General features: G+C 61.6%; 22 protein-coding genes. 20 read left to right on the forward strand and 2 right to left on the reverse strand.

Annotated features, from left to right (window positions below):
• Positions 1–26: 26 nt before the first annotated feature.
• The 6 genes from RV1423_RS21525 to RV1423_RS21550 all read left to right on the forward strand — a co-directional run bounded on the left by RV1423_RS21525 (position 27) and on the right by RV1423_RS21550 (position 7,753).
• Positions 27–752, forward strand: a complete 726-nt coding sequence (locus RV1423_RS21525; protein WP_034298506.1) for an ABC transporter ATP-binding protein — start codon at positions 27–29, stop codon at positions 750–752.
• A 182-nt stretch (positions 753–934) separates the two neighbouring features.
• Positions 935–1,351: an RcnB family protein gene (locus RV1423_RS29250; protein ID WP_081768940.1), complete on the forward strand. Its 417-nt coding sequence runs from the start codon at positions 935–937 to the stop codon at positions 1,349–1,351.
• A gap of 235 nt (positions 1,352–1,586) precedes the next feature.
• A complete protein-coding gene (gene putA, locus RV1423_RS21535; RefSeq protein ID WP_034301213.1) occupies positions 1,587–5,261 on the forward strand; it encodes a trifunctional transcriptional regulator/proline dehydrogenase/L-glutamate gamma-semialdehyde dehydrogenase in 3,675 nt (1,224 codons plus the stop codon).
• A 337-nt stretch (positions 5,262–5,598) separates the two neighbouring features.
• Positions 5,599–6,135, forward strand: coding sequence for an ATP-dependent protease subunit HslV (gene hslV, locus RV1423_RS21540; RefSeq protein ID WP_034301216.1), 537 nt, complete (start codon positions 5,599–5,601; stop codon positions 6,133–6,135).
• Positions 6,136–6,172: 37 nt separating this feature from the next.
• On the forward strand, positions 6,173–7,525 hold the full coding sequence (hslU, locus tag RV1423_RS21545; protein WP_034301219.1) for an ATP-dependent protease ATPase subunit HslU: 1,353 nt from the start codon (positions 6,173–6,175) through the stop codon (positions 7,523–7,525).
• A 27-nt stretch (positions 7,526–7,552) separates the two neighbouring features.
• On the forward strand, positions 7,553–7,753 hold the full coding sequence (locus RV1423_RS21550) for a hypothetical protein (RefSeq protein ID WP_034301221.1): 201 nt from the start codon (positions 7,553–7,555) through the stop codon (positions 7,751–7,753).
• A 74-nt stretch (positions 7,754–7,827) separates the two neighbouring features.
• Here the strand turns inward: RV1423_RS21550 and gspG are convergent, their stop codons facing one another.
• Positions 7,828–8,295, reverse strand: a complete 468-nt coding sequence (gene gspG, locus RV1423_RS21555) for a type II secretion system major pseudopilin GspG (protein ID WP_034301223.1) — start codon at positions 8,293–8,295, stop codon at positions 7,828–7,830.
• 175 nt (positions 8,296–8,470) lie between these two features.
• Here gspG and glpK point away from each other — a divergent pair, with 175 nt between their 5' ends.
• Positions 8,471–9,970: a glycerol kinase GlpK gene (gene glpK / locus RV1423_RS21560; protein WP_034301225.1), complete on the forward strand. Its 1,500-nt coding sequence runs from the start codon at positions 8,471–8,473 to the stop codon at positions 9,968–9,970.
• Between the two features lie 4 nt (positions 9,971–9,974).
• On the opposite strand, the gene cyaY is transcribed toward glpK, so the two are convergent.
• Positions 9,975–10,310, reverse strand: a complete 336-nt coding sequence (cyaY, locus tag RV1423_RS21565) for an iron donor protein CyaY (RefSeq protein WP_034301227.1) — start codon at positions 10,308–10,310, stop codon at positions 9,975–9,977.
• 40 nt (positions 10,311–10,350) lie between these two features.
• On the opposite strand from cyaY, the gene RV1423_RS21570 reads away from it, so the two are divergent.
• The 13 genes from RV1423_RS21570 to RV1423_RS21630 all read left to right on the forward strand — a co-directional run bounded on the left by RV1423_RS21570 (position 10,351) and on the right by RV1423_RS21630 (position 24,690).
• Positions 10,351–10,578, forward strand: coding sequence for a lipoprotein (locus RV1423_RS21570; RefSeq protein WP_155835209.1), 228 nt, complete (start codon positions 10,351–10,353; stop codon positions 10,576–10,578).
• A gap of 22 nt (positions 10,579–10,600) precedes the next feature.
• Positions 10,601–11,896 carry a diaminopimelate decarboxylase gene (gene lysA, locus RV1423_RS21575; protein WP_034301232.1) on the forward strand — a complete coding sequence of 432 codons (1,296 nt, stop codon included), beginning with the start codon at positions 10,601–10,603 and terminating at the stop codon, positions 11,894–11,896.
• A gap of 138 nt (positions 11,897–12,034) precedes the next feature.
• Positions 12,035–12,796 carry a DNA-3-methyladenine glycosylase gene (locus RV1423_RS21580; protein ID WP_034301313.1) on the forward strand — a complete coding sequence of 254 codons (762 nt, stop codon included), beginning with the start codon at positions 12,035–12,037 and terminating at the stop codon, positions 12,794–12,796.
• Positions 12,797–13,010: 214 nt separating this feature from the next.
• Entirely contained in the window at positions 13,011–14,465 is a 1,455-nt protein-coding gene (locus RV1423_RS21585; protein WP_034301234.1) for a sodium:solute symporter family protein, read from the forward strand.
• Between the two features lie 205 nt (positions 14,466–14,670).
• Entirely contained in the window at positions 14,671–15,411 is a 741-nt protein-coding gene (gene otsB, locus RV1423_RS21590) for a trehalose-phosphatase (RefSeq protein WP_034301236.1), read from the forward strand.
• A 59-nt stretch (positions 15,412–15,470) separates the two neighbouring features.
• Entirely contained in the window at positions 15,471–17,324 is a 1,854-nt protein-coding gene (locus tag RV1423_RS21595; RefSeq protein ID WP_034301238.1) for a glycoside hydrolase family 15 protein, read from the forward strand.
• A gap of 190 nt (positions 17,325–17,514) precedes the next feature.
• Positions 17,515–18,891 carry an alpha,alpha-trehalose-phosphate synthase (UDP-forming) gene (otsA, locus tag RV1423_RS21600; RefSeq protein WP_034301239.1) on the forward strand — a complete coding sequence of 459 codons (1,377 nt, stop codon included), beginning with the start codon at positions 17,515–17,517 and terminating at the stop codon, positions 18,889–18,891.
• A 170-nt stretch (positions 18,892–19,061) separates the two neighbouring features.
• Positions 19,062–19,427, forward strand: coding sequence for an FmdB family zinc ribbon protein (locus RV1423_RS29255; protein WP_081768942.1), 366 nt, complete (start codon positions 19,062–19,064; stop codon positions 19,425–19,427).
• A 15-nt stretch (positions 19,428–19,442) separates the two neighbouring features.
• Positions 19,443–20,081, forward strand: coding sequence for a DUF502 domain-containing protein (locus RV1423_RS21610; RefSeq protein ID WP_034301244.1), 639 nt, complete (start codon positions 19,443–19,445; stop codon positions 20,079–20,081).
• A 120-nt stretch (positions 20,082–20,201) separates the two neighbouring features.
• Positions 20,202–22,007: an aspartate--tRNA ligase gene (gene aspS / locus RV1423_RS21615; RefSeq protein WP_034301246.1), complete on the forward strand. Its 1,806-nt coding sequence runs from the start codon at positions 20,202–20,204 to the stop codon at positions 22,005–22,007.
• Positions 22,008–22,100: 93 nt separating this feature from the next.
• Positions 22,101–22,598, forward strand: a complete 498-nt coding sequence (nudB, locus tag RV1423_RS21620) for a dihydroneopterin triphosphate diphosphatase (RefSeq protein WP_034301248.1) — start codon at positions 22,101–22,103, stop codon at positions 22,596–22,598.
• Positions 22,599–22,655: 57 nt separating this feature from the next.
• Entirely contained in the window at positions 22,656–23,450 is a 795-nt protein-coding gene (locus RV1423_RS21625) for an endonuclease/exonuclease/phosphatase family protein (RefSeq protein WP_034301250.1), read from the forward strand.
• Between the two features lie 73 nt (positions 23,451–23,523).
• Positions 23,524–24,690, forward strand: coding sequence for a phosphatidylserine/phosphatidylglycerophosphate/cardiolipin synthase family protein (locus tag RV1423_RS21630; protein ID WP_034301255.1), 1,167 nt, complete (start codon positions 23,524–23,526; stop codon positions 24,688–24,690).
• Positions 24,691–24,731: the final 41 nt, after the last annotated feature.

Genomic DNA, 24,731 nt, shown 5'->3' on the forward strand with positions numbered 1-24,731 from the left:
TGATGAAGCGAGTTCAAGAAACCACCATGACAACGAACATCTTAAAAATCGACGACCTCAGCGTGGCCTATGGCGGCATCCAGGCGGTCAAGGGCGCGAGCCTGGAAGTCAACGAAGGCGAACTGGTGACCCTGATCGGTGCCAATGGCGCGGGCAAGACCACCACCCTGAAAGCCATCACCGGCACCTTGCCCAACTGCAAGGTGCAAGGCCACATCAGCTACCTGGGCCAGGCCCTGAAGGGGCAGAGCTCGTTCCACCTGGTGCAGCAAAAGCTGGCGATGGTGCCGGAAGGGCGGGGCGTCTTTACGCGCATGAGCATTCATGAAAACCTGCTCATGGGGGCCTACACCAGCGACGACAAGGCGCAGATCCAGCAAGACATCGAACACTGGTTCACGGTGTTTCCGCGGTTGAAGGAGCGTGCCAGCCAGATGGCGGGGACCCTGTCGGGCGGGGAGCAGCAGATGCTGGCGATGGCGCGGGCCCTGATGAGCCACCCGAAGCTGCTGTTGCTGGATGAACCGTCGATGGGTTTGTCGCCGATCATGGTGGAGAAGATCTTCGAGGTGATCCGCACGGTGTCGGCGCAGGGGATCACGATCCTGTTGGTGGAGCAGAACGCCAAGCTGGCGCTGGAGGCGGCGCATCGCGGCTATGTGATGGAGTCGGGCTTGATCACCATGACCGGCAATGCCAGGGAGATGCTTAATGATCCGCGCGTCAAGGCGGCTTATCTGGGCGAGGGGTAAGGAAGGACGGGAGGCGTGTATTCTGCCGAATATAGCATTCAGATACATCCTTTAAGGAACCATGCGACCTGTTAAGGGATCGACAGTATGGCCTCGCAGCACAGGGAACGCCTGAGCGTCAATATGACATCCAGGCACGGTGCGGCGGGTTTCAGTCTTATCTTTATCGCAAGGAGCTCTCCATGAATAAGAAATCCATTGTCTCCTCGGTTCTCGCCCTGACGCTCGGCCTCGGTGCTTTGCCCGTTGTCCACGCTCAGCAATACGGTCGCGACGACGACCGTCCGCGCCACGGCCATGACGAGGGTCGCGGCCCGCCTGACCACCGCGGGCCACCTGACCGACGTGACGATCATCGTGATGACCGCCGCGGGCCTCCAGGGCATCGCGACGAGCGCGGCGCCGGTCCCAATCAAGCTTTCCATCGCGGCGACCGTCTGCCGCCGGAATACCGCAATCGCCAATACGTCGTCGACAACTGGCGCGACCATCACCTGAGCGCTCCTCCGCGCGGCTATCACTGGGTGCAGACCGGCGGCGACTACGTGCTGGTCGCCATCGGCACCGGCATCATCCTGCAATTGTTCCTGGGCAATTAAGCATTCCGTCGCCACCGCAAACGACGTATAAACGACACTCGCCCCGTGCATGGAGCGAGTGTCGTTCTTGGTTCCGGTAATCCATACGCCATTGAATTTAATTCTGCAAAATAAATATTTGTTAAATTAAATTCGCAATATTTGTAGTAAATGCAGAATTAATATTGGTTAATCACGCATAGAATCGCAGCAGGCAAAAACTGTGTTTTGCCGATTCTTTCCGAGACAAACCAACATGAACAGCGCCTCCGACCCTTTCGTTTTTTCTCCAGCCTTCACCGCTTTCCATCACGAAGTCATGGCCGAACCGACGCCTCTGCGCGCCGCGATCACGGCCGTCTATCGACGCGACGAACGTACTGCCGTGCAATGGTTGCTGGCCCAGGTGCAGAGCAATGCGACATGGACCGAGGCCACGCAAAAACTGGCGCGCAAGCTGGTGCAGGCGGTGCGCACCAAGCGCACTCGCTCATCCGGCGTCGACGCGCTGATGCATGAATTCTCGTTGTCGTCGGAAGAGGGCGTGGCGCTGATGTGCCTGGCCGAAGCATTGCTGCGCATTCCTGATCATCAGACCGCCGACCGCCTGATCGCCGACAAGATCAGCAAGGGCGACTGGCGCAAGCATCTCGGCGAATCGCCGTCGCTGTTCGTCAACGCCGCCACCTGGGGGCTGCTGATCACCGGCAAGCTGGTCGGCACCAGCAGCGAAAGCGGCCTGGCTTCAGCATTGACGCGCCTGATCAACAAGGGCGGCGAGCCGCTGATCCGCAAAGGCGTGGACCTTGCCATGCGCATGCTGGGCAACCAGTTCGTCACCGGCCAGACCATTGCCGAAGCACTCGACAACAGCCGCGACAATGAAAAGCGCGGCTATCGCTATTCCTACGACATGCTCGGGGAAGCGGCGCTGACCGAACACGACGCCGCCTTCTATTACAAATCGTATGAAGACGCCATCCACGCCATCGGCCGCGCTTCCAACGGCCGCGGCATCAAGAACGGTCCCGGCATTTCGGTCAAGCTGTCGGCGCTGCACCCGCGCTATTCGCGCGCCCAGCATGCGCGCGTGATGAGCGAACTGCTGCCGCGTTTGAAGCAATTGCTGATGCTGGCCAAGTCCTACAACATCGGCCTCAACATCGACGCCGAAGAGGCCGACCGTCTCGAACTGTCGCTGGACCTGATGGAGACGCTGGCCTTCGACCGCGACCTTGACGGTTTCGAAGGCATCGGTTTCGTGGTGCAGGCTTACCAGAAGCGCTGCCCCTTCGTGATCGACTACCTCGCCGACCTGGCGCGCCGCAGCGGCCGCAAGCTGATGGTGCGCCTGGTCAAGGGCGCCTACTGGGACAGCGAAATCAAGCGCGCCCAGGTCGACGGCCTGTCCGGTTATCCGGTTTATACGCGCAAGGTCCATACCGATCTGTCTTACCTGACCTGCGCGCAAAAACTGCTGGCCTCGACCGATGCCATCTACCCGCAATTCGCCACGCACAACGCGCATACCTTGTCGGCGATCTATACCTGGGCGCAGCAGCATAAGATCGACGATTACGAGTTCCAGTGCCTGCACGGCATGGGCGAAACCCTGTACGACCAGGTAGTCGGCGCCGACCAGCTCGGCAAGGCTTGCCGTATTTACGCCCCGGTCGGATCGCACCAGACGCTGCTGGCTTACCTGGTGCGCCGCCTGCTGGAGAACGGCGCCAACTCGTCCTTCGTCAACCAGATCGTCGATGAGCAAGTCGCCATCGACACATTGATTACCGATCCCATCTCCGCTGTGCAAAAGTCGGGCGGCGATCCGCATCCGCAGATTGCCCTGCCGCGCAATCTGTACGGTGCAGAGCGCAAGAATTCGGCCGGCATCGACCTCAGCAACGAAGACAATCTGCGCTCGCTCGACCGCGAGTTTGCGCAGTTGGCCACGCGGCAATGGCAAGCCGCGCCATTGCTGCATGACGGTTCGACGTCGATCGGGGAGACGCAGCAGATCACTAATCCGGCCGATCGCCGCGATGTCGTCGGCCAGGTCATCGAAGCCACGCGCGACGACGTTGAAAACGCCTTGTGCGCCGCTGCCGATGTCGCGGCGCAATGGCAGGCGGTGTCGTCCGGCGACCGTGCGCAGATGCTGGAACGCGCCGCCGACCTGTTCGAAACCCATCAGGCCGAACTGATGGCCCTGGCTGTGCGCGAAGCCGGCAAGTCGCTGCCCAACGCGATTGCCGAAGTGCGCGAAGCGGTCGACTTCCTGCGTTACTACGCAACGCAATCGCGCCATGACGGCAATACGCTGGCGTTGGGGCCGGTCGTGTGCATCAGTCCGTGGAATTTCCCGCTGGCGATTTTCATCGGCGAGGTCAGCGCTTCGCTGGCCGCAGGCAATGTCGTACTGGCCAAGCCGGCGGAGCAAACGCCGCTGATTGCACATCGCGCCGTGCAATTGCTGCATGAAGCCGGCGTGCCGCGCGCTGCCGTGCAATTCCTGCCGGGCCGCGGCGAGACCGTCGGTGCGACGTTGACCGGCGACGCGCGCGTCAAGGGCGTGATTTTCACCGGGTCGACCGAAGTCGCGCAACTGATTAATCGAACTCTGGCTGCGCGCACGCTGGCAAAGCACGCCAAGGATGAACACGGCGACATTCCGTTTATCGCCGAAACCGGCGGCCAGAATGCACTGATCGTCGACTCCAGCGCCTTGCCCGAGCAAGTGGTGCAAGATGTACTGAGTTCCGCCTTCGACAGCGCCGGCCAGCGCTGCTCGGCGTTGCGCGTGCTGTGCCTGCAGGAAGACATTGCCGACAAGACCATGACCATGCTGAAGGGCGCGATGCAGGAACTGCGCATCGGCCGGCCGGATTGTCTGGCCACCGACATCGGCCCGGTCATCGATATGGAGGCGCGCACGCAATTGCTGACGCACATCGAACAGATGAAAAAGGGCGGCAAGGTATATCAACTGCCGCTCGACGAACGCCATGCACACGGCACCTTCGTCGCGCCGACGGTGATTGAAATCGACTCCATCGCGCAGCTCAAGCGCGAGGTGTTCGGTCCGGTCCTGCATGTGCTGCGCTATCGCCGCGACCAGTTGCCGCAACTGGTCGACGCCATCAACGCCAGCGGCTACGGCCTGACGCTGGGCGTGCATTCGCGCATCGACGAAACCATCGATTTCGTCGCCGGCCGCGCCCATGTCGGTAATATTTACGTCAACCGCAACATCGTCGGCGCGGTAGTCGGCGTGCAGCCGTTCGGCGGCGAGGGCAAGTCCGGCACCGGCCCCAAGGCTGGCGGTCCGTTGTACCTGAAGCGCTTGCAGCGTCATCCCGAAGTTGCCCTGTTCCCTGCCGGCAAGCCGGCCGCTCCCGAGCCGCTGAAAGCACTGCTGGAGTGGGCCGCCACCCACGGCCATGCGCGGCTGGCGCAATTGGGCGAGACCTATGTGCAGGAAAGCCTGCTGTACAGGACGCTGACGCTGCCGGGGCCGACCGGCGAGCGCAACACGCTGTCGTTTACGCCGCGCGGCAAGGTGCTGTGCGCGGCGGCCGATGTGGCGGCGCTGCTCAATCAGATTGCCGCCGTGCTGGCCACCGGCAACACGGCCGTGGTGCCGGCGGCGCAAAGCAAGCTGATCCCGGCCGGCTTGCCGGCGGTCGCGCGGCAGGCGATCGAAGTCAGCAGCGATGTTGCCGTGCAGGACTTGCATCTGGCGTTGGTCGATGCGTTGGTGATAGCGCAATGGCGCAGCACGCTGGCAGCCCGCGATGGCGCGCTGGTGCCGTTGGTGCCGACGGCGGAAGACTCTCCGGTTGCACTGTGGCGGCTGGTGGCCGAGCGCGCGCTATGCGTCAACACGACGGCCGCGGGCGGAAACGCCAGCCTGATGACGTTGTCCGTATAAGAATCGCCGTCGTCCTGACGAAAGTCAGGACCCAGCGTCGTAACCGCCTTCGATATGTCGTGCGGTACGACACTGGGGCCCTGATGTGTTCGCCGGAACGACGGCGTTTTTGCATTGCCTGTTCCGTCCCCCGCTTCCTTCCAGAGTAGACAGATTGTCATCTGCCGGCTTCTCCTCTTTCCCCTGCACGAGCTCCCTGCGCGCAGCGGCGTAAAATAATGCTTCTGCACGGACATTCCGCGCAACTTGCCGTCTCCTTGCAATCGGCTCGGCTGTCCCCATTTCATCAGAACAAGCAGGAAGCAATTCGGCAGAACCCCACATTTGAGGCATTAGCATGGAACAATTTCACGGCACAACCATCCTCTCGGTCCGGCGCGGCAACACCGTGGCGCTCGGCGGCGATGGACAAGTGACGCTCGGCAACGTCGTCATGAAGGGCACCGCGCGCAAGGTGCGCAAGCTCTACAACGGCAAGGTCCTGGTCGGTTTCGCCGGCGGCACGGCGGATGCGTTTACGCTGCTCGACCTGTTCGAATCGAAACTGGAAAAGCATCAGGGCAACCTCATGCGCGCCTCGGTCGAGCTGGCCAAGGAATGGCGCACCGACCGCATGTTGCGTCGCCTCGAAGCGATGCTGCTGGCGGCCGACCGCGACACCACGCTGGTGATCACCGGCAACGGCGACGTGCTGGAGCCCACCGACGGCATCGGCGCGATCGGATCGGGCGGCAACTTCGCCCAATCGGCCGCCAAGGCGCTGCAAGAAAACACCGATCTGGCGCCGGCCGACATTGTCAAGAAATCGCTGGTGATCGCAGGTGAACTCTGCATCTACACCAATCTGAATCACATCATCGAAACGCTGGATTAAGTCGGGAATTTTCCGACGCATTGCAAAGAACATCACAATGAACATGACTCCCAAAGAGATCGTCTCCGAACTCGACAAACACGTCGTCGGCCAGGGCCGCGCCAAGCGCGCCGTCGCCATTGCGCTGCGCAACCGCTGGCGCCGCCAGCAGGTCGTCGAGCCGCTGCGCCACGAAATCACGCCCAAGAACATCCTGATGATCGGCCCCACCGGCGTCGGCAAAACCGAGATCGCACGTCGTCTGGCCAAGCTGGCCGACGCCCCGTTCATCAAGATCGAAGCGACCAAGTTCACCGAAGTCGGCTATGTCGGCCGCGACGTCGACACCATCATCCGCGACCTGATCGACATCGGCATCAAGCAAACGCGCGAAGGTGAAGTACGCAAGGTGCGTGCGCGCGCCGAAGACGCCGCCGAAGACCGCGTGCTCGACATCCTGCTGCCGCCTGCGCGCGATTTCGGTTTTACGCCGGACGGCAGCAAGGCTGTTGCGGCCGAGGGCGGCGAGGAAAAAGGCAGCAATACGCGCCAGACCTTCCGCAAGCGTCTGCGCGAAGGCGCGCTCGACGATCGCGAAATCGAGATCGAGTTGACCGACGTGTCGCCGCAGATGGAAATCATGGCGCCGCCCGGCATGGAAGAAATGACCGAGCAGATCAAGACGATGTTTTCCGGTCTCGGCAACAACCGCAAGAAGACGCGCAAGATCAAGATCAAGGAAGCCATGAAATTCCTGATCGAAGAAGAGGCCGCCAAGCTGGTTAACGAAGAAGAGCTGAAGCAGAAGGCGATCGCCAACGTCGAGCAGAACGGCATCGTGTTCCTCGATGAAATCGACAAGATCGCCACGCGCTCGCAAGGCGCCGCCGACGTCTCGCGCGCCGGCGTGCAGCGCGACCTGCTGCCGCTGGTCGAAGGCACCACCGTGAACACCAAGTACGGCATGATCAAGACCGATCACATCCTGTTCATCGCGTCCGGCGCTTTTCATCTGGCCAAGCCGTCCGACCTGATTCCGGAATTGCAGGGCCGCTTCCCGATCCGCGTCGAACTCGATTCGCTGTCGATCGACGACTTCAAGCGCATCCTGACCGGTACCGACGCTTGCCTGACCAGGCAGTACGAAGCCTTGCTCGCCACCGAAGGCGTCAAGGTCGAGTTCGCCGACAGCGGCATCCAGCAGTTGGCCGAGATCGCCTATTCGGTCAATGAGAAGACCGAGAACATCGGCGCACGCCGGCTCTACACCGTGATGGAAAAATTGCTGGAAGAGATTTCGTTCTCGGCCGGCGAAGGCGGCGAGCAAACCATCGCCATCGATGCGGCCTATGTCAACGAGCGTCTGCGCGAACTGGCGGTCAATGAAGACCTGTCGCGCTATGTGCTTTAATTGCGCGTTGCAAGGGGGGCGGCAGCCATGGCGAACAAGACGTTGGGAACGAGACAGAAGCTGAGCTTCCGCATCGAGCCTTCACAGAAAATCGCCAGGCCGCGCAACCCCGTCGCCGTTGCCGCCAAGCAGCGCGTCGCCGGACCGCATCGCAAAACGACATCGGCGTTGCGGCAATCGGCGCAACGCGAAGTAAAGAAAAAGTTGGACGAGTCCGGGCACGATTAAGCCTGTGCCCGACGTTCCATCTGCAATAAAAAAACCACGGAGATCTCCGTGGTTTTTTTATGTCGGCGCAGCAATCAATGTTTGGCGCGAATCACCCCGGGGTTGTCGTCGCCGTCGTCCGGGCCGTTGGCGCCGAAGGAGAACACCTCGAAGCTGCCGCCGTCTTCCGACACGCGGTACTGGTAGGCGTTGCCCCAGGGATCGTGCGGCAGACGGTCGAGATAGCCGCCGGTTTTCCAGTCCTTGGGCACCGGCGCCCGGACCGGCTTGATGATCAGCGCCAGCAGGCCCTGTTCATTGCTGGGATAGCGGCCGTTGTCCTGTTTGTAGAGTTGCAGGCCTTTTTCCAGGTCGCCGAGGTCTTGCTCGGCCGTAACGATTTGCGGGCTGTGCGCATGGTTCACGGCATTGATCAGACGTGGCGCTGCGACGATGGCGATCACGGCGAGGACGGCAATGGCGGCAATCAACTGAAATTTCGATAAACCGCGCTGGCGTTGATGAAGTTGCGAATAATGGGGTCGCGTGGTCTTGCTGCGCATGGAATCCAGAATGACAGTAAATATGACAAGATGCGAGAGTATAAGCCACGTCGCGTATGCAACGTGGGCTGCTGTTGAGGAAATGACAGAATTTTTTCATAGAGTTTCCGTCAGGAAGTAAATTGACAGAGTGACATCAAAAATATATCCGGCCAGCGAGCCAACGGAGGACGACATGTCTGAACAATACATTCTGGCGCTCGATCAGGGCACCACCAGTTCACGCGCGATCCTGTTCGATCGCGCCGGCCATATCATCAGCACGGCGCAGAAGGAATTCCGGCAGATCTATCCCCATCCCGGCTGGGTTGAGCACGACCCGCAGGAAATCTGGTCTACCCAGGCCGGCATTGCCGCCGAAGCCGTCACCAGAGCCGGCCTGAACGGCGCATCGATCGCGGCCATCGGCATCACCAATCAACGTGAAACCACAATCGTCTGGGATCGCGGCAGCGGCCGTCCGCTGTATAACGCGATCGTCTGGCAAGACCGCCGCACCGCGGCGTTTTGCGACACGCTGAAAAGCGCAGGCCATCAGGAAACCATACGCGCCAAAACCGGCCTGCTGGTGGACTCCTATTTTTCCGGCACCAAAGTCCGCTGGATACTCGACAACGTGCCGGGGGCGCGTGAACAGGCCAACGCCGGGAAGCTGGCTTTCGGCACCGTCGACAGTTGGCTGATCTGGAATTTCACGCGCGGCGAATTGCATGTCACGGACGTCAGCAACGCGTCGCGCACCATGCTGTTCAATATCCATACGCTGGAGTGGGACGATGAACTGTTGGCGTTGCTGGATATCCCGCGCAGCCTGCTGCCGCAGGTGCGCCAGTCGAGCGAAATCTACGGCCACACCAAGACCACCGTATTTGCGTCGAAGATCCCCATCGCCGGTATCGCCGGCGACCAGCACGCGGCGCTGTTCGGGCAGATGTGCACGGAGCCGGGTATGGTCAAGAATACCTACGGCACCGGCTGTTTCATGGTGATGAATACCGGCGTGACGCCCATTGTCTCCCAAAACAATTTGCTGACCACGATCGCCTGGCAAGTCGACGGCCAGGTGCAGTACGCGCTGGAAGGCAGCATTTTCATAGGCGGAGCGGTCGTGCAATGGCTGCGCGACGGTCTTGGCATCATTCGTCATTCGCACGATATCGAAGCGCTGGCGCGTAGCGTGCCGGACAGCGACGGCGTGTATCTTGTGCCGGCTTTCGCGGGCTTGGGCGCGCCGCATTGGAATCCGCACGCGCGCGGCGCCATGTTCGGTATTACGCGCGGCACCACGTCTGCGCATCTGGCGCGTGCGGCGCTCGACAGCATCGCCTATCAGACCATGGACGTGCTGCAGGCGATGCAGGCTGACGCCGGCCTCGACATTGCCCAGTTGCGGGTGGATGGAGGCGCTACCGCCAACGATCTGCTGATGCAGTTCCAGGCCGACATCCTCGGCGTCGAGGTGATCCGTCCGCAAGTGACGGAAACCACTGCACTGGGCGCAGCTTATCTGGCGGGGCTCGCGGTGGGTTATTGGTCGGATCAGGATGAGATGCGCCGGCAGTGGCGGCAGGACGCCGCTTTCAAGCCGGCCCTGAAAGGCGAACAGGTGGAGATGCTGGTGCGCGGCTGGCGGCGCGCGATCGCAGCCGCCAAGTCGTGGGCTGATGACGCCTGAAGCCTTATGGCGCGCTCAGCGTCACCGCCACGCCGGCCTGCTCGCTGACGGCGGCCGACAAGGTGGCGTACAACTCGGAACCGTCGCGCGTGCTGAGCCATCGGGCGCCGTCGTACTTGTAATGGAAACCGCCCGACTTGGCCGCCAGCCACAGTTCCTGCATCGGCGCCTGGCTGTTGACGATGATCTTGGTGCCGTTGTCGACGCATTCGATTTCCAGGACGTTGCCGCTACGGCTGCATTCCACGTCCAGGTCAGTGTCGTCGGTGGCCTGTTCCAGCGCGGCCTCGATCGCGTTCAGCGCGGAGTCCGCGAGGGCCAGGAATTCTGATTCTGTCATGCTACACTCCGAGACATTGATGTAAACCTGTGATTCTATCGTGAAGTCTCCATTTCATTTTGCTGTCGTCTCGCCGTTGACGGGCGCCGTTTTGCTGGTCGCATTGCTGGCCGGTTGCGGCCAGAAAGGCCCGCTCTATCTCGGCAAGCCGCCGCCGGAGCGCGTCAAGACCGCCCCGGCGGAAAACATGAGCAGGCCTGCGATACCGGCGAATGCACCCGATGCAACCGACAACAGTACCGCTCCCGCGACCGATAACTCCAAATAATTTTTTTGCCGTTCTCCTCTTTATGTCTCACTTTTCTTACCGCGATGGCGTGCTGCATGCCGAAAACCTGCCGCTGACCGCGTTGGTCAGGCAGTTCGGTTCGCCTTTGTATGTCTATTCCAAAGCAGCGCTGACCGCCAACTATTCCGCCTACGCCGATGCCTGCAAGAAAGCCGGGCGTACCGAGAATGCGGGCAACGGCGGCGCGCTGATCTGCTATTCGGTCAAATCCAATTCCAACCTGGCGGTGCTGAACCTGCTGGGTAAACTCGGTTCCGGTTTCGACATCGTCTCGGGCGGCGAACTGCTGCGTGTGGTTGCCGCCGGCGGCGATCCGCACAAGGTGATTTTTTCGGGCGTCGGCAAGGGCCGCAACGAAATGCGCCTGGCGCTGGAACACGACATCCTGTGCTTCAACGTCGAGTCGATTCCCGAAGTGCATCGCCTCAATGAAGTCGCAGGCGAAGCCGGCAAGCGCGCGCGCATCTCGCTGCGCGTCAACCCGAACGTCGACGCCAAGACCCATCCGTATATTTCCACCGGCCTCAAGGAAAACAAGTTTGGCGTCGCCTACGAAGACGCGCTGGCCTGCTACCGCGATGCCGCCGCCTTGCCGAACATCGAAGTGGTCGGCATCGATTGCCATATTGGTTCGCAACTGCTGGACGATGCGCCCTTGCTGGAAGCGCTGGACAAGGTGATCGAACTGGTCGACCGGCTCGAAGCCGAAAACATCCATATCCACCACCTCGACATCGGCGGCGGCATCGGCATCACCTACGATGAGGAAAAGCCGGTCGCGGTCGGCGACTACCTGGGCCGCCTGTTCGCCCGCATCGACGCCTGGCGCAAGGAAAAATACGCCGGCCGCGCGATCACGGTCATGTTCGAGCCGGGCCGCTCCATCGTCGGCAACGCCGGCGTGCTGGTGACCGAGGTGCAATATCTGAAGCATGGCGAAACCAAGAATTTCGCCGTGGTCGACGCCGCCATGAACGATCTGATGCGTCCGGCGCTGTATGAAGCATGGCATGGCGTGCAAGTGGTCGAGCAACGCCAGGACGCTGCACAGACCTACGACATTGTCGGTCCGGTGTGCGAATCCGGCGACTGGCTGGCGCGCAACCGCGCGCTGGCAATCGCACCCGGCGACCTGCTGGCGTTGATGTCGGCCGGCGCCTACGGCATGACCATGGCTTCCAACTACAATTCCCGCGGCCGCGCCGCCGAGGTGCTGGTGGACGGCGACCAGGCGCACTTGATCCGCAAGCGTGAAAATCCGGCCGATCTGTTTGCACTGGAATCCGTCGCCGACTGACGACGTCAGGCAAGATCATGCGCGCCAACGGGGCGAGTTTCTGAAAAGGACTCGCCCCGTTGCCATTCGATGAATCGTCGGCGCTGAAGCGCCGGTCTGCAGATTTGACCGAAGAAAGCGAGAACGGTGTTGACCTCGATGCAAGACAATACGCGCAAAAGTTCGCCCGACAGGCGCCGCTTCAATCTACTGGACAACGCTTTTTTTGATCAGGATAGTCCTGCGCTGGCGCGCGCCCTGATAGGCAAGGTATTGCGCCGGCGCTGGAAAGGCCGGTGGCTGTCGGCCCGCATCATTGAGACCGAAGCCTATCGTCTCGACGAGCGCGGCAGCCATGCATCGCTTGGCTACACTCATAAACGACGCGCGCTATTCATGGAAGGCGGCACCATCTACATGTATTACGCGCGTGGCGGCGATTCGCTCAACATCAGCGCGGCCGGTCCGGGCAACGCGGTCCTGATCAAATCGGCATATCCCTGGATCGATGCGATCGCCGGTCCCGCCGCGCTGGCGGCGATGCAGGCGGAAAACCCCGACATGCAGGGCGCCATACGGCCGTTGCACCGGCTATGCGCGGGGCAAACCTTGCTGTGCCGGGCCTTGGCGTTGCGCGTACCTGACTGGGATGCGCGCTCGTTCGATCCTGATGAATTTTTTGTCGACGATGTGGGCGAATTGCCGGAGGCGCTCATTGAGACCACGCGACTTGGTATCCCGACCGGACGCGACGAACATCTCCCTTACCGCTACGTCGACCCCGCCTACGCCCGATACTGCACGCGCAATCCGCTGCGCAAGGGACAGACCGCGCCTTTGCATTATCGGTGGGTCGATCGCCACGGCAAAGCGACGGCCGTGCAACAATTTCCTCCCGGCGTCATTTCCGTTACGAACTGATCTCGCAAGCGCGAGTTTTCAGCTTGCCGGGATTCAACGCCACGCATCGGCCCTTGTCTTCAGCAGGCGCCGGTTTTTGGGTTTTCTTCCGATGGCGCGAAATTTGCTGACGAACCCCTGTCAAGGCGATAAAACCGGCCTGTAATGCCGCTATAATGCGCGTTTTCGATAGTCGCCCTTATTTCTTCCCGCCCTTTTTGCGCAAGGAAAATGCATGAATGCCCTGATCTGGTTCGTCATACTTTATTGGGTGATTTCCGTCGGCATCGGCCTGTACGCAACCAAGTTCGTCAAGAGCTCGAAGGACTACGCCGTGGCCGGACGCGCGCTGCCGATGTCGGTGGTGACGGCGACGGTGTTTGCGACCTGGTTCGGTTCCGAAGCGGTGCTGGGCGTGTCGTCGACTTTCCTCAAGGAAGGTCTGGGCGGCATCGTCGCCGATCCCTTTGGTTCTTCGCTGTGCCTGATCCTGGTCGGCGTGTTCTTCGCCAAGCCGCTATATCGCATGAACCTGCTGACCATCGGCGATTACTACAAGAAACGTTTCGGCCGCGCCGCCGAAATGCTGGTGACGATTTGCATCGTGATTTCCTATCTCGGTTGGGTGGCCGCGCAGATCAAGGCGCTGGGCCTGGTGTTCAACGTCGTTTCGGGCGACTATATCCCGATGCACTGGGGCATGATCATCGGCGCTGCCAGCGTGCTGGTGTATACGCTGATGGGCGGCATGTGGGCGGTGGCGATCACCGACTTCCTGCAGATGATCATCGTGGTGGTCGGCATGCTGTACATCGGCTGGGAAGTGTCCGGCATGGTCGGCGGTCCAGGCGTCGTGATCCAGCATGCGGCCGATGCCGGCAAATTCAACTTCTGGCCTTCGCCCACGCCCAAGGAGGTGCTGTGGTTCTTTGCCGCCTGGATCACCATGATGCTCGGCTCGATTCCGCAGCAGGATGTATTCCAGCGCGTGATGTCGTCGAAGAATGAAAACGTCGCGCGCAATGCTTCGGTGCTGGGCGGGGTGATCTATTTCTTCTTCGTGTTCATCCCCATCTTCCTGGCCTATTCGGCCACGCTGATCGATCCGGCGATGGTGTCCCGACTGCTGGAAACCGATTCGCAACTGGTGCTGCCGACGCTGATCATGGAAAAAATGCCGGTGTTCGCGCAGGTCATGTTCTTCGGCGCGTTGCTGTCGGCGATCAAGAGCTGCGCCAGCGCGACCCTGCTGGCGCCGTCGGTGACGTTCACCGAAAACGTCATCAAGGAAATCCGCCCGTGGAAGAACGATAAGGAATTCCTGTTCTCGATGCGCGTGGTGGTGCTGCTCTTCACGGTGGCGGTCACTTCGCTGGCATTGAACAGCCAGTCGAGCATTTACCAGATGGTCGAAAATGCCTATAAGGTGACGCTGGTCGCGGCCTTCGTGCCGCTGGCGTTCGGCGTGTACTGGAAGCGCGCGACGCGCCAGGGCGCTTTGGCCGCGATGATCCTTGGCCTGATTTCATGGATCACATTGGAATACACCGCGCCGGAAGGCTTGTGGCCGCCACAACTGGTCGGCTTGCTGGTGAGCATCGGCGGCATGGTGGTCGGCTCGCTGATGCCGCAACTGGTCGCGCCGATTTCGCAAACGGTGGCGTTGAGCGCCGACGGTCCGGGCAACTGATCCGGCTTTCTTCATTCCTCCAGGTTCTTCCATTCCATTTGCCCTGGCGCGGTTCGCATTCGGCGGATCGCGCGAGCGGCGGGTTTTTCTCCTTCGGGATTTTTCCGCGATCCCAGGCCGGCGAGCGCCTCTTTTTTGCCAAAAACACATTTAATTGCCGAAAAGGCAATTGGAACTAATCAGTATTAAATCGACCTCACCGTGCATGCCTCTGCAAAATCGTAAATATGACTTTGCCGCTGACGCATTGTTTCTGGACTTCGACGGCACGCTGGTGAACCTGGCTTCGCGGCCCGACGGCGTGGTGTTGGCGCCGGATCTGATTGCAATGCTGCGGCAACTGCAAGAAGCGGCGGATGGCGCGTTGGCAGTCGTCAGCGGCCGTCCGCTGGACCATCTCGACCATTACCTGGCGCCGCTGCGATTGCCGGCGGCAGGCGTGCATGGCCTCGAGCGCCGCGACGCCACGGGCCGCATGATCCGGTTGCCGGCGCCCGACACCGATTGCCTGATGGAGCGTCTGGGGCCGATGGTGGCGCGCCATGCCGGTCTGCTGCTGGAACCCAAGCGCGGCGCACTGGCATTGCATTACCGGCAGGCGCCGCATCTGGAGCAGGCTTGCATCGAAGCGATGGACCATGCCGTCACGTTCATACCGGGTTTCAGCGTCCTGCGCGGCAAGATGGTGGTGGAAGCCAAGGCCGCGCTGGCCAGCAAAGGCGAGGCGATCGCTTCCTTCATGCGCGAAGCGCCGTTCGCCGGTCGCCGTCCGGTATTCGCCGGCGACGATGTCACCGATGAAGCAGGCTTTGCCTGGGTGCAATCGGCCAGCGTCGGCGGACTCGGCATCAAGATAGGCAATGGTCCCAGCCAGGCGTTGATGCGTCTGGACAATCCCGCGGCCCTGCATCAATGGCTGGAACAAGCGGCGCGCGGCGCCGGCTAGCCGATGCCGCGAACGTTCGGTCCGGCGACAACAAAAAGAGGAAAGAGAGGAAAGGCAGCATGAGCACGTCATCCATCGATACCCCCAGCAACGACACCTCCACCGGCACCAGCAACGACGGCGCTCGACCTTCCACTTCATCGCTCGACCTCGGCGTGATCGGCAACTGTTCCTACAGCGCGCTGATCGACAAACTCGGCCGCATCGTCTGGTGCTGCCTGCCGCGCTTCGACGGCGATCCGGTCTTCAATGCCTTGCTCGATCCGAGCGAGAGCGGCAGCCTGTGGAGTTTCGAGCTGGAGAATTTTTCGCACAGCGAACAGTGGTACGAGTCGAACACCGCCGTGCTGAAAACCCGTCTGTACGACACGCTCGGGCAGGGCGTCGAGATCACCGATCTGGCGCCGCGCTTTCCGAGCCGCGGGCGCTTCTTCCGGCCGCTGACGCTGGTGCGCCGCGTGTCGCCGCTCAACGGCGCGCCGCGATTGCGCGTGCTGTTGCGGCCGCGCTTCGACTGGGGCCGCGAAATGCCGGAGATCACGCGCGGCAGCAATCATGTGCGCTACGTCGGTTCGGAACTGACCTTGCGCCTCAACACCGACGCGCCGATCAGCTATCTGCTCGACGAGACCGCATTCGTCATCAGCCGTCCGTTGAATTTTTTGCTGGGCCCCGACGAAACGCTGACCGGCGGCATCGGCGACACCGCGCGCAGCTTCGAGCAGGAAACCATCACTTACTGGCGCAACTGGAGCCGCAGCCTGGCGACGCCGCTGGAGTGGCAGGCGGCCGTGATCCGCGCGGCCATCACGCTCAAGCTGTCGGTATACGAAGACACCGGCGCCATCATCGCCGCCATGACCACCAGCGTGCCGGAGGCGCCGGGCAGCGCGCGCAACTGGGACTATCGCTACTGCTGGCTGCGCGACGCCTTCTTCGTGGTGCGCGCGTTGAACAGCCTGTCCGAACTCGGCACCATGGAAGACTATTTGCGCTGGCTCACCAACGTGGTGGTGCGTTCGGCCGGCGGCCATGTGCAGCCGCTGTATGGCATCGGCCTCGAAGAAGCGCTGCCGGAGCAGATCATCGCCCACTTGCCCGGCTATCGCCACCATGCGCCGGTGCGCGTGGGCAATCAGGCTTACGAGCATTTCCAGCACGACGTCTACGGCAACATCGTGCTCGGCGCGGCGCAGGCCTTCCACGATGTGCGTCTGCATCATCGCGCCGGCATCGAACAGTTCAAGCATCTGGAAGCAGTCGGTGAGCGCGCCTTCGACATGTACGACCAGCCCGACGCCGGCATGTGGGAGTTGCGCACGCGTTCGCGCATCCACACTTCATCGGCGCTGATGAGCTGGGCGGCATGCGACCGCCTCGCCAAGATCGCCGCGCGGCTCGAACTCGGCGAACGCGCCGTCTACTGGAGCGAGCGCGCCGCCATGATCGGCCGACGCATCCTGACCGAAGCGTGGAACGAAGAGCGTCAGACTTACGCTGAAAGTTTCGGCGGCCGCGACCTTGACGCCAGCGTTTTGCTGATGGTGGAAGTTGGCCTGATCGCGCCGACCGACAAGCGCTTCATCGCCACCGTCGACGCCTTGGAAAAGCATTTGTGCGACGGCCCCTACATGCGCCGCTACGAAGCGCCCGACGATTTCGGCCGTCCCGAAACCGCCTTCAACATCTGCACCTTCTGGCGCATCGATGCGCTCGCGCGCATCGGCCGCAAGGAACAGGCGCGCGAGATTTTCGAGGCCATGCTGGCCGCGCGCAACCACGTCGGGCTGTTGTCCGAAGACACGCATCCGGTCACCGGCCAGATGTGGGGCAATTTTCCGCAGACCTATTCGATGGTCGGCATCATCAATTGCGCGATGCGGTTGTCGGCGTCATGGGAGACCGTGATCTGATGAATGTACTCAGGATCTTATTGCGAGACCGTGATCTGCGAATTGCCAGTCCTTGGGCGATGCGCGGAATCCTCATGTACTAAAGTGCATTCAGGTTCTTCCGTTCCGGCCGCCATCGGCTGACGACCTCTGGTTATCGATCGCGAGCAAATTCTGTGGTTTTTTCATTACATGACAAAGGAATCCCATCATGTCCCGCCTGGTCGTAGTTTCAAATCGTCTCGCCGACCCGCGCAAACCTGCGGCCGGGGGATTGGCGGTGGCGTTGGGCGAGACCCTCAAGCGCACCGGCGGCGTCTGGTTCGGCTGGAGCGGCAAGGTCGTCGAAGACGGCACGCCGGGCGAAGGCGCCTTGAATGTCACTCAGGCCGGTTCCGTCACGCTGGCCGAGCTCGACCTGTGCGCCGAAGACCACGATGCCTATTACCGCGGCTACGCTAACGGCGTGTTGTGGCCGGTGTTCCACTATCGGCTCGACCTGGCGCATTTCGAATCGGGCCATCTGGGCGGCTATCGCCGCGTCAACCAGTTGTTCGCGCGCAAGCTGATGCCGCTGCTGAAACCCGACGACCTGATCTGGATCCACGATTACCACCTGATTCCGCTGGCCGCCGAATTGCGCGCCATGGGTTGCGGCAACCGCATCGGTTTCTTCCTGCACATTCCCTTGCCGCCGCCGCAGATCCTGGTGGCGATCCCCTCGCACGAATGGCTGATGCGCGCATTGTTCGCCTACGATCTTGTGGGCTTCCAGACCGAGGCCGACCTGCTGCACTTCTCGCACTATGTCAAGGCCGAGGCGACGGCGGAAACGGTGGGCGTCAGCCAGTTCCGCGCTTTTAACAGCACGGTGCAGGCCAAGGCGTTCCCGATCGGCATCGATGTCAGCGACTTCCAGCGCCTCGGCCGCGCCCGCGAAGCGCGCGAAACCTTCGAGAGCACGCGCAAGGAATATTCACGGCGACGCCTGCTGATCGGCGTCGATCGCCTCGATTATTCCAAGGGTCTGCCGCACCGCATCCGCGCCTTTCGCGAATTGCTGCTGCAATACCCGGAAAACCGCCATAGCGCGACGCTGCTGCAGGTGGCCTCGCCCAGCCGCGAAGATGTCGACGCCTACGCCGACATCCAGCGTGAGCTGGAAAGCCTGTGCGGCGCCATCAACGGCGACTATGGCGATTTCGACTGGATGCCGATCCGCTACATTCATCGCACCATCGCGCGCAAGCGCCTGCCGGGTTTGTACCGCGCCTGCGCGGTGGCGTTGGTGACGCCCTTGCGCGACGGCATGAACCTGGTCGCCAAGGAATTCGTCGCCGCCCAGGACGAGGCGGACCCGGGCGTGCTGGTGCTGTCGCGGTTTGCCGGCGCCGCCGAGCAGATGACGGAAGCCTTGCTGGTCAATCCTTACGACACGCCCGGCACCGCCCAGGCCATCCAGCAGGCCTTGCAGATGCCGCTGGAGGAACGCAAGGAGCGCCACACTGCCTTGCTGGCGAAGATTCGCGAATTCGACGTGCACTGGTGGCGCAACAGTTTCTTGCAGACCCTGGAACAATCACGCTGAAAATGACGTTTTCTTGGTTTCCTGATAAATAATCGCCGGATTTATTGCTGTTCGGCATCGTGCCGCGGCCGCCTGTCCGGCCTTGACAGGCCTGACTTGCAGCGGACTCGTAAAAATGCCTGAAAAACCTTTATAATTCAGGGTTTTGGACGATTTTTGCGGAGTATTTCATGCCAATTTACGCGTATCGCTGCGAAGCATGTGGTTTTGCCAAGGATGTGCTGCAAAAGATGTCTGACGACGCGTTGACCGTTTGCCCATCCTGCCACAAGGACAGCTTCAAAAAACAATTGACCGCCGCCGGCTTCCAGCTCAAGGGTTCCGGATGGTATGTGACCGATTTCCGCGGCAACGGCAGCGGTGTTGCCAACAGCACCGGCGCCACCGGCACCGCGCTGCCTGCGACCGAAGCGCCTGCGTCATCCGACACGAGCACGGCGGCGCCTGCTGCTTCAACCGCCGCCGCAAGTGCGCCGGCCGCCACGCCGGCTGCGGCATCCGCCCCCGCCGCACCGAGCACGCCCAGCGCGTCGTAAGCGAAACCTGACACCATGCGCAAATATTTCATCACCGGCCTGCTGATCCTGGTCCCACTGGCGATTACGCTGTGGGTGCTCAACCTGATCATCGGCACCATGGATCAGTCGCTGCTCCTGCTGCCGGAAAGATGGCGGCCGGAAGCGCTGGTCGGCTTCCATATCCCCGGCCTGGGCACCATCCTCACGCTGCTGATCATCTTCATCACCGGGCTGGCCACGCGCAACTTCATCGGCCGCCAGGTGGTGACATTGTGGGAAGGCCTGTTGACCCGCATCCCGGTGGTCAAGTCGATCTATTCCAGCGTCAAGCAAGTGTCCGACACGCTGTTTTCGTCGTCCGGCAACGCGTTCCGCAAGGCCGTGCTGGTGCAGTATCCGCGCCAGGGTTCGTGGACGATCGCGTTCCTCACCGGCATTCCCGGCGGCGAGGTGAAGAACCACCTGCAAGGCGATTACGTCAGCCTGTATGTGCCGACCACGCCGAACCCGACCTCGGGATTTTTCCTGATGGTGCCGCGCGCCGACACCATCGAGCTGAACATGAGCGTGGACGAAGCGCTCAAGTACATCGTCTCGATGGGCGTGGTGGCGCCGGAAATGCAGGCCGACAAGAAGATCATCACCAATCCCGGCCCGGCCGCCCATAATTGAAGGGGCGTCCAGCGCGCCGGCCGTTACCGGTTTCCGCGCTGTTCTGCCCCGCCTTCGCCTTGCCAGCATCAAACAATCTCAACGAACTGAATCAAACGAAACTGTAACCGGAACCTGAATATGTCCATGCGAACTCAATACTGCGGCCTCACCACTGAGGCACTGCTCGGCCAAACCGTCAGCCTGTGCGGCTGGGTGCATCGTCGCCGCGACCACGGCGGCGTGATCTTCATCGACCTGCGCGATCGCGAAGGCCTGGTGCAGGTCGTCTGCGATCCGGACCGCGCGGAGGTGTTCAAGAACGCCGAAGCCGTGCGCAACGAATTCTGCCTGCGCATCACCGGCGTCGTGCGCAGCCGTCCTGAAGGCACCACCAACGCCAACCTGACTTCGGGCAAGATCGAAGTGCTGGCGCACGAACTGGAAGTGCTGAACCCGTCGGTCACGCCGCCGTTCCAGTTGGACGACGACAACCTGTCGGAAACCACCCGCCTGACGCACCGCGTGCTCGACCTGCGCCGTCCGCAAATGCAAAACAACCTGCGCCTGCGCTACAAGGTGGCGATGGAAGTGCGCAAGTTCCTCGACGCGCAAGGCTTTATCGACATCGAAACGCCGATGCTGACCAAGTCGACGCCGGAAGGCGCGCGCGACTACCTGGTGCCGTCGCGCGTGAACGCCGGCGAATTCTTCGCGCTGCCGCAATCGCCGCAACTGTTCAAGCAGTTGCTGATGGTCGCCAACTTCGACCGCTACTATCAGATCACCAAGTGCTTCCGCGACGAAGACCTGCGCGCCGACCGTCAGCCTGAATTCACCCAGATCGACTGCGAAACTTCCTTCCTCAACGAGCAGGAGATCCGCGACCTGTTTGAGGGCATGATCCGTCTGGTATTCAAGAATACGCTCGACATCGACCTGCCGAACCCGTTCCCGGTGATGGACTTCGCCACCGCGATGGGCATGTACGGCTCCGACAAGCCGGACATGCGCGTGAAACTGGAATTCACCGAACTGACCGACGTCATGAAGGATGTCGAGTTCAAGGTGTTCTCGGGAGCGGCCAACAGCGAAGGCGGCCGCGTGGTCGGCCTGCGCGTGCCGGGCGGCGCCGAAATGCCGCGTTCCGAAATCGACGCCTACACCCAGTTCGTCGCCATCTACGGTGCCAAGGGCCTGGCTTACATCAAGGTCAACGAAAAGGCCAAGGGCCGCGACGGCCTGCAATCGCCGATCGTCAAGAACCTCCATGACGCCGCCCTGGCCGCGATCGTCGAGAAGACCGGCGCGCAGGACGGCGACCTGATTTTCTTCGGCGCCGACAAGGCCAAGGTCGTCAACGACGCCATCGGCGCGCTGCGCGTGAAGATCGGCCACAGCGACTTCGGCAAGAAGAACGGCCTGTTCGACGACGCCTGGCGTCCGCTCTGGGTGGTCGACTTCCCGATGTTCGAATACGACGAAGACAACCAGCGCTGGGTCGCCCTGCATCACCCGTTCACCTCGCCCAAGGATGGCCACGAAGACTTCATCTCGACCAATCCGGGCGCGGCAATCGCCAAGGCCTACGACATGGTGCTCAACGGCTGGGAACTGGGCGGCGGTTCGGTGCGTATCCACCGCGCCGATGTGCAGAGCAAGGTGTTCCGCGCGCTGAAGATCGACGATGAAGAAGCCCGCCTGAAGTTCGGCTTCCTGCTGGACGCGCTGCAATACGGCGCGCCTCCGCACGGCGGCATCGCCTTCGGCCTCGATCGCCTGGTCACCATGATGGCCGGCGCCGAGTCGATCCGCGACGTCATCGCTTTCCCCAAGACCCAGCGCGCCCAGTGCCTGCTGACGCAAGCGCCGTCGGCGGTCGACGAGAAGCAACTGCGCGAATTGCACATCCGTCTGCGCAATGCCGAACCTGCCGTCAAGGCATAAGGAAAGCATCAGGAAATTCTGCAGCATCAATTGAAGGCATAATGAAGGGCGCACGGGTTTACCCGGCGCCCTTTATTTTTATCCAGTGGAAACATGCCGCCATACAAGATTCCCGAGTCCGTCCTGGTCGTCATCTATACTGCGGAGCTTGATGTCCTGCTGATTGAGCGCGTCGACAAGGCCGGTTACTGGCAATCGGTGACCGGTTCCAAGGATGCGCCCGACGAGCCGTTGTCCGAAACCGCCCGACGCGAAGTCGGCGAAGAAACCGGGATCATCGTCAGCGACGAAATGAGTGTTGCGCCGACAGCCGGCAATCGCGTTCCGTGCGATCATCTACGCGACTGGCGCCTGTCGAACGTCTATGACATCTATCCGGTCTGGCGGCACCGCTATGCGCCCGGCGTGACGCGCAACACCGAGCATGTGTTCGGCTTGCTGGTGCCGCGCGGCATTCCGGTCACGCTGGCGCCGCGCGAGCACACGCGCTACCAGTGGCTGCCGTACCGCGAAGCCGCCGACCGGTGTTTCTCGCCGTCGAATGCGGAAGCGATTCTGCAATTGCCGCGATACTTGCTTCCTGCAGAATGAATTTGCAGGGGGCTTCTGTATGACATGCTGTATTGAACAAGGGGTTTTGCCGATCGTATGAAGTTACGCATAGCCACTTACAACATCCACAAAGGCGTGACCACCTTCAGCGGACGGCCGCGCATCCACGCGCTCAAGCAGGCGCTGACCCAGCTTGACGCCGATTTGCTGTTCCTGCAGGAAGTGCAGGGGCGGCACGACCGCATCGCCTTGCGCCATGCCGCGCACTGGCCGCAGCAGGCGCAGCATGAATACCTGGCCGGCGAGTCGCATCACGCTGCTTACGGCGTGAATGCGATCTACGACCACGGCCATCACGGCAATGCGCTGCTGTCGCGTTTTTCGATCGCGTCGGCGCGCAATCAGGACGTATCCGACCATGCTTACGAGTCGCGCGGCATCCTGCATTGCGTGGTCAACGTCGAGGGCACCGATATCCATTGCTACGTCATCCACCTCGGTTTGTTTGCCGGCAGCCGCAACCGCCAGACCGCCGCGCTGATCGAAGCGGTGCGCGCGTCCTCGCCGCCGGATGCGCCTATCATCATCGCGGGCGATTTCAACGACTGGGGCAACAAGCTTAGCGACTTCCTGCGGATCCGCCTCGGCGTGACCGAAGTCTTCGAGCAGCAAGCCGTGCCGTACGGCTTGATGAGCTACCTGCGCAAGCTCGGCGGCATGCGCCCGGTGGTGCTGCCGGCGCGCACTTTTCCGGCATCGATGCCGTGGTTGCGGCTGGACCGCATTTACCTGCGCGGCTTCGAAGTCGAATCGGCAGAGGTCTTGCGCGGCGGCTTATGGGCGACGCTGTCGGACCATGCCCCTATCATCAGCACCTTGCGCTTAAAATGACGGCAACGCCGACTTCCGATTGACCATTCCTTGCTTAATTCTTCGTTGATTCTTTTCGCTTCCCGGGTTTGCCATGCGCGTGATCAGTTATAGCGGCGGCAACGACGTCAGTCTGTTGCGCAGCGGCGCCGAATTTTTCCCGGCGCTGATTGCGGCAATCGACGAAGCCCGTACCGAGGTCTATCTCGAAACCTATATCTTCAGCATTGACGATACCGGCATCCTGGTGCGCGATGCCTTGACGCGCGCGGCAAAACGAGGCGTCATCGTCAGCGTCATCACCGATTGGCTCGGCACGGGCCGCGTCGAGACCAAGCAACTCAAGGCCAGCCTTGCCCAGGCGGGCGTCCAGCATCGCTCGTTCAACTCCTGGTTCAGGCGCGGCGTGGCGCGCAGCCATCGCAAGCTGTGCGTGGTCGATCGCAAATGGGCTTTTGCCGGCGGTCTCAACATCAACGACGATTTCTTCTCCGACGAAGGGCGCCATGCGCCCTTGCCGGCGCCGCGCTGGGATTTCGGCGTGCGCATCGGCGGTCCGCTGGTGGAGGCCGTGCATCGGGAAATGCAGGACCAGTGGATACGCATCGGCAAGATGAAGCTGCGTGCGCGCTGGGATCGTTTCAAGATGGCGCGCCGCGTCAGCGGGTATGGCGTCGAGAAAGGGCCCGCACTGGCCGGACTGGTGGTGCGCGACAACCTGCGCAATCGCCGCACCATCCAGCGCGCGTATTTGCAGGCGCTGGGGCGGTCGCGTGAGACGGCTTTCCTGACCAGTCCCTATTTCGCACCGGGCCGCAAACTGCGCCGCGCTCTGGAGGAGGCCGCCATGCGCGGCGTGCGCGTGACCTTGTTGCTCGGCGTCGGGCAGTTCTACCTGCAAGATGCGGTGGCGCATTCCTTTTATCCCAAGCTGCTCAAGGCCGGCGTGCGTATCGTCGAATACACGAGGACGCAATTGCACGCCAAAGTCGCGGTGATCGACGACGAATGGGCCACCGTCGGCTCCAGCAACTATGACGGCCTCAGTCTGTTCGTCAACCAGGAAGCCAACGTCGTCATCAGCGATGCCGGTTTCGCCTCGACGCTGCGCACCGAGATCGAAGTCGGCGTCAGCGAGGGGCGGCTGGTGCAACTGCAGGACTTCCTCCATTCGCCTTGGTACAAGAAACTCTGGTACGGCACGGCTTTCCTGTTTTATCGCGGCATCATCCACATCATCACTCTGGGGCAGGACGCCTAGCGTGATGGCCGGTGCAACGAAATTCCTATTTGATCAATAAA

This window comes from Herbaspirillum sp. RV1423, from assembly GCF_000577615.1.
Classification (GTDB): domain Bacteria; phylum Pseudomonadota; class Gammaproteobacteria; order Burkholderiales; family Burkholderiaceae_D; genus Herbaspirillum.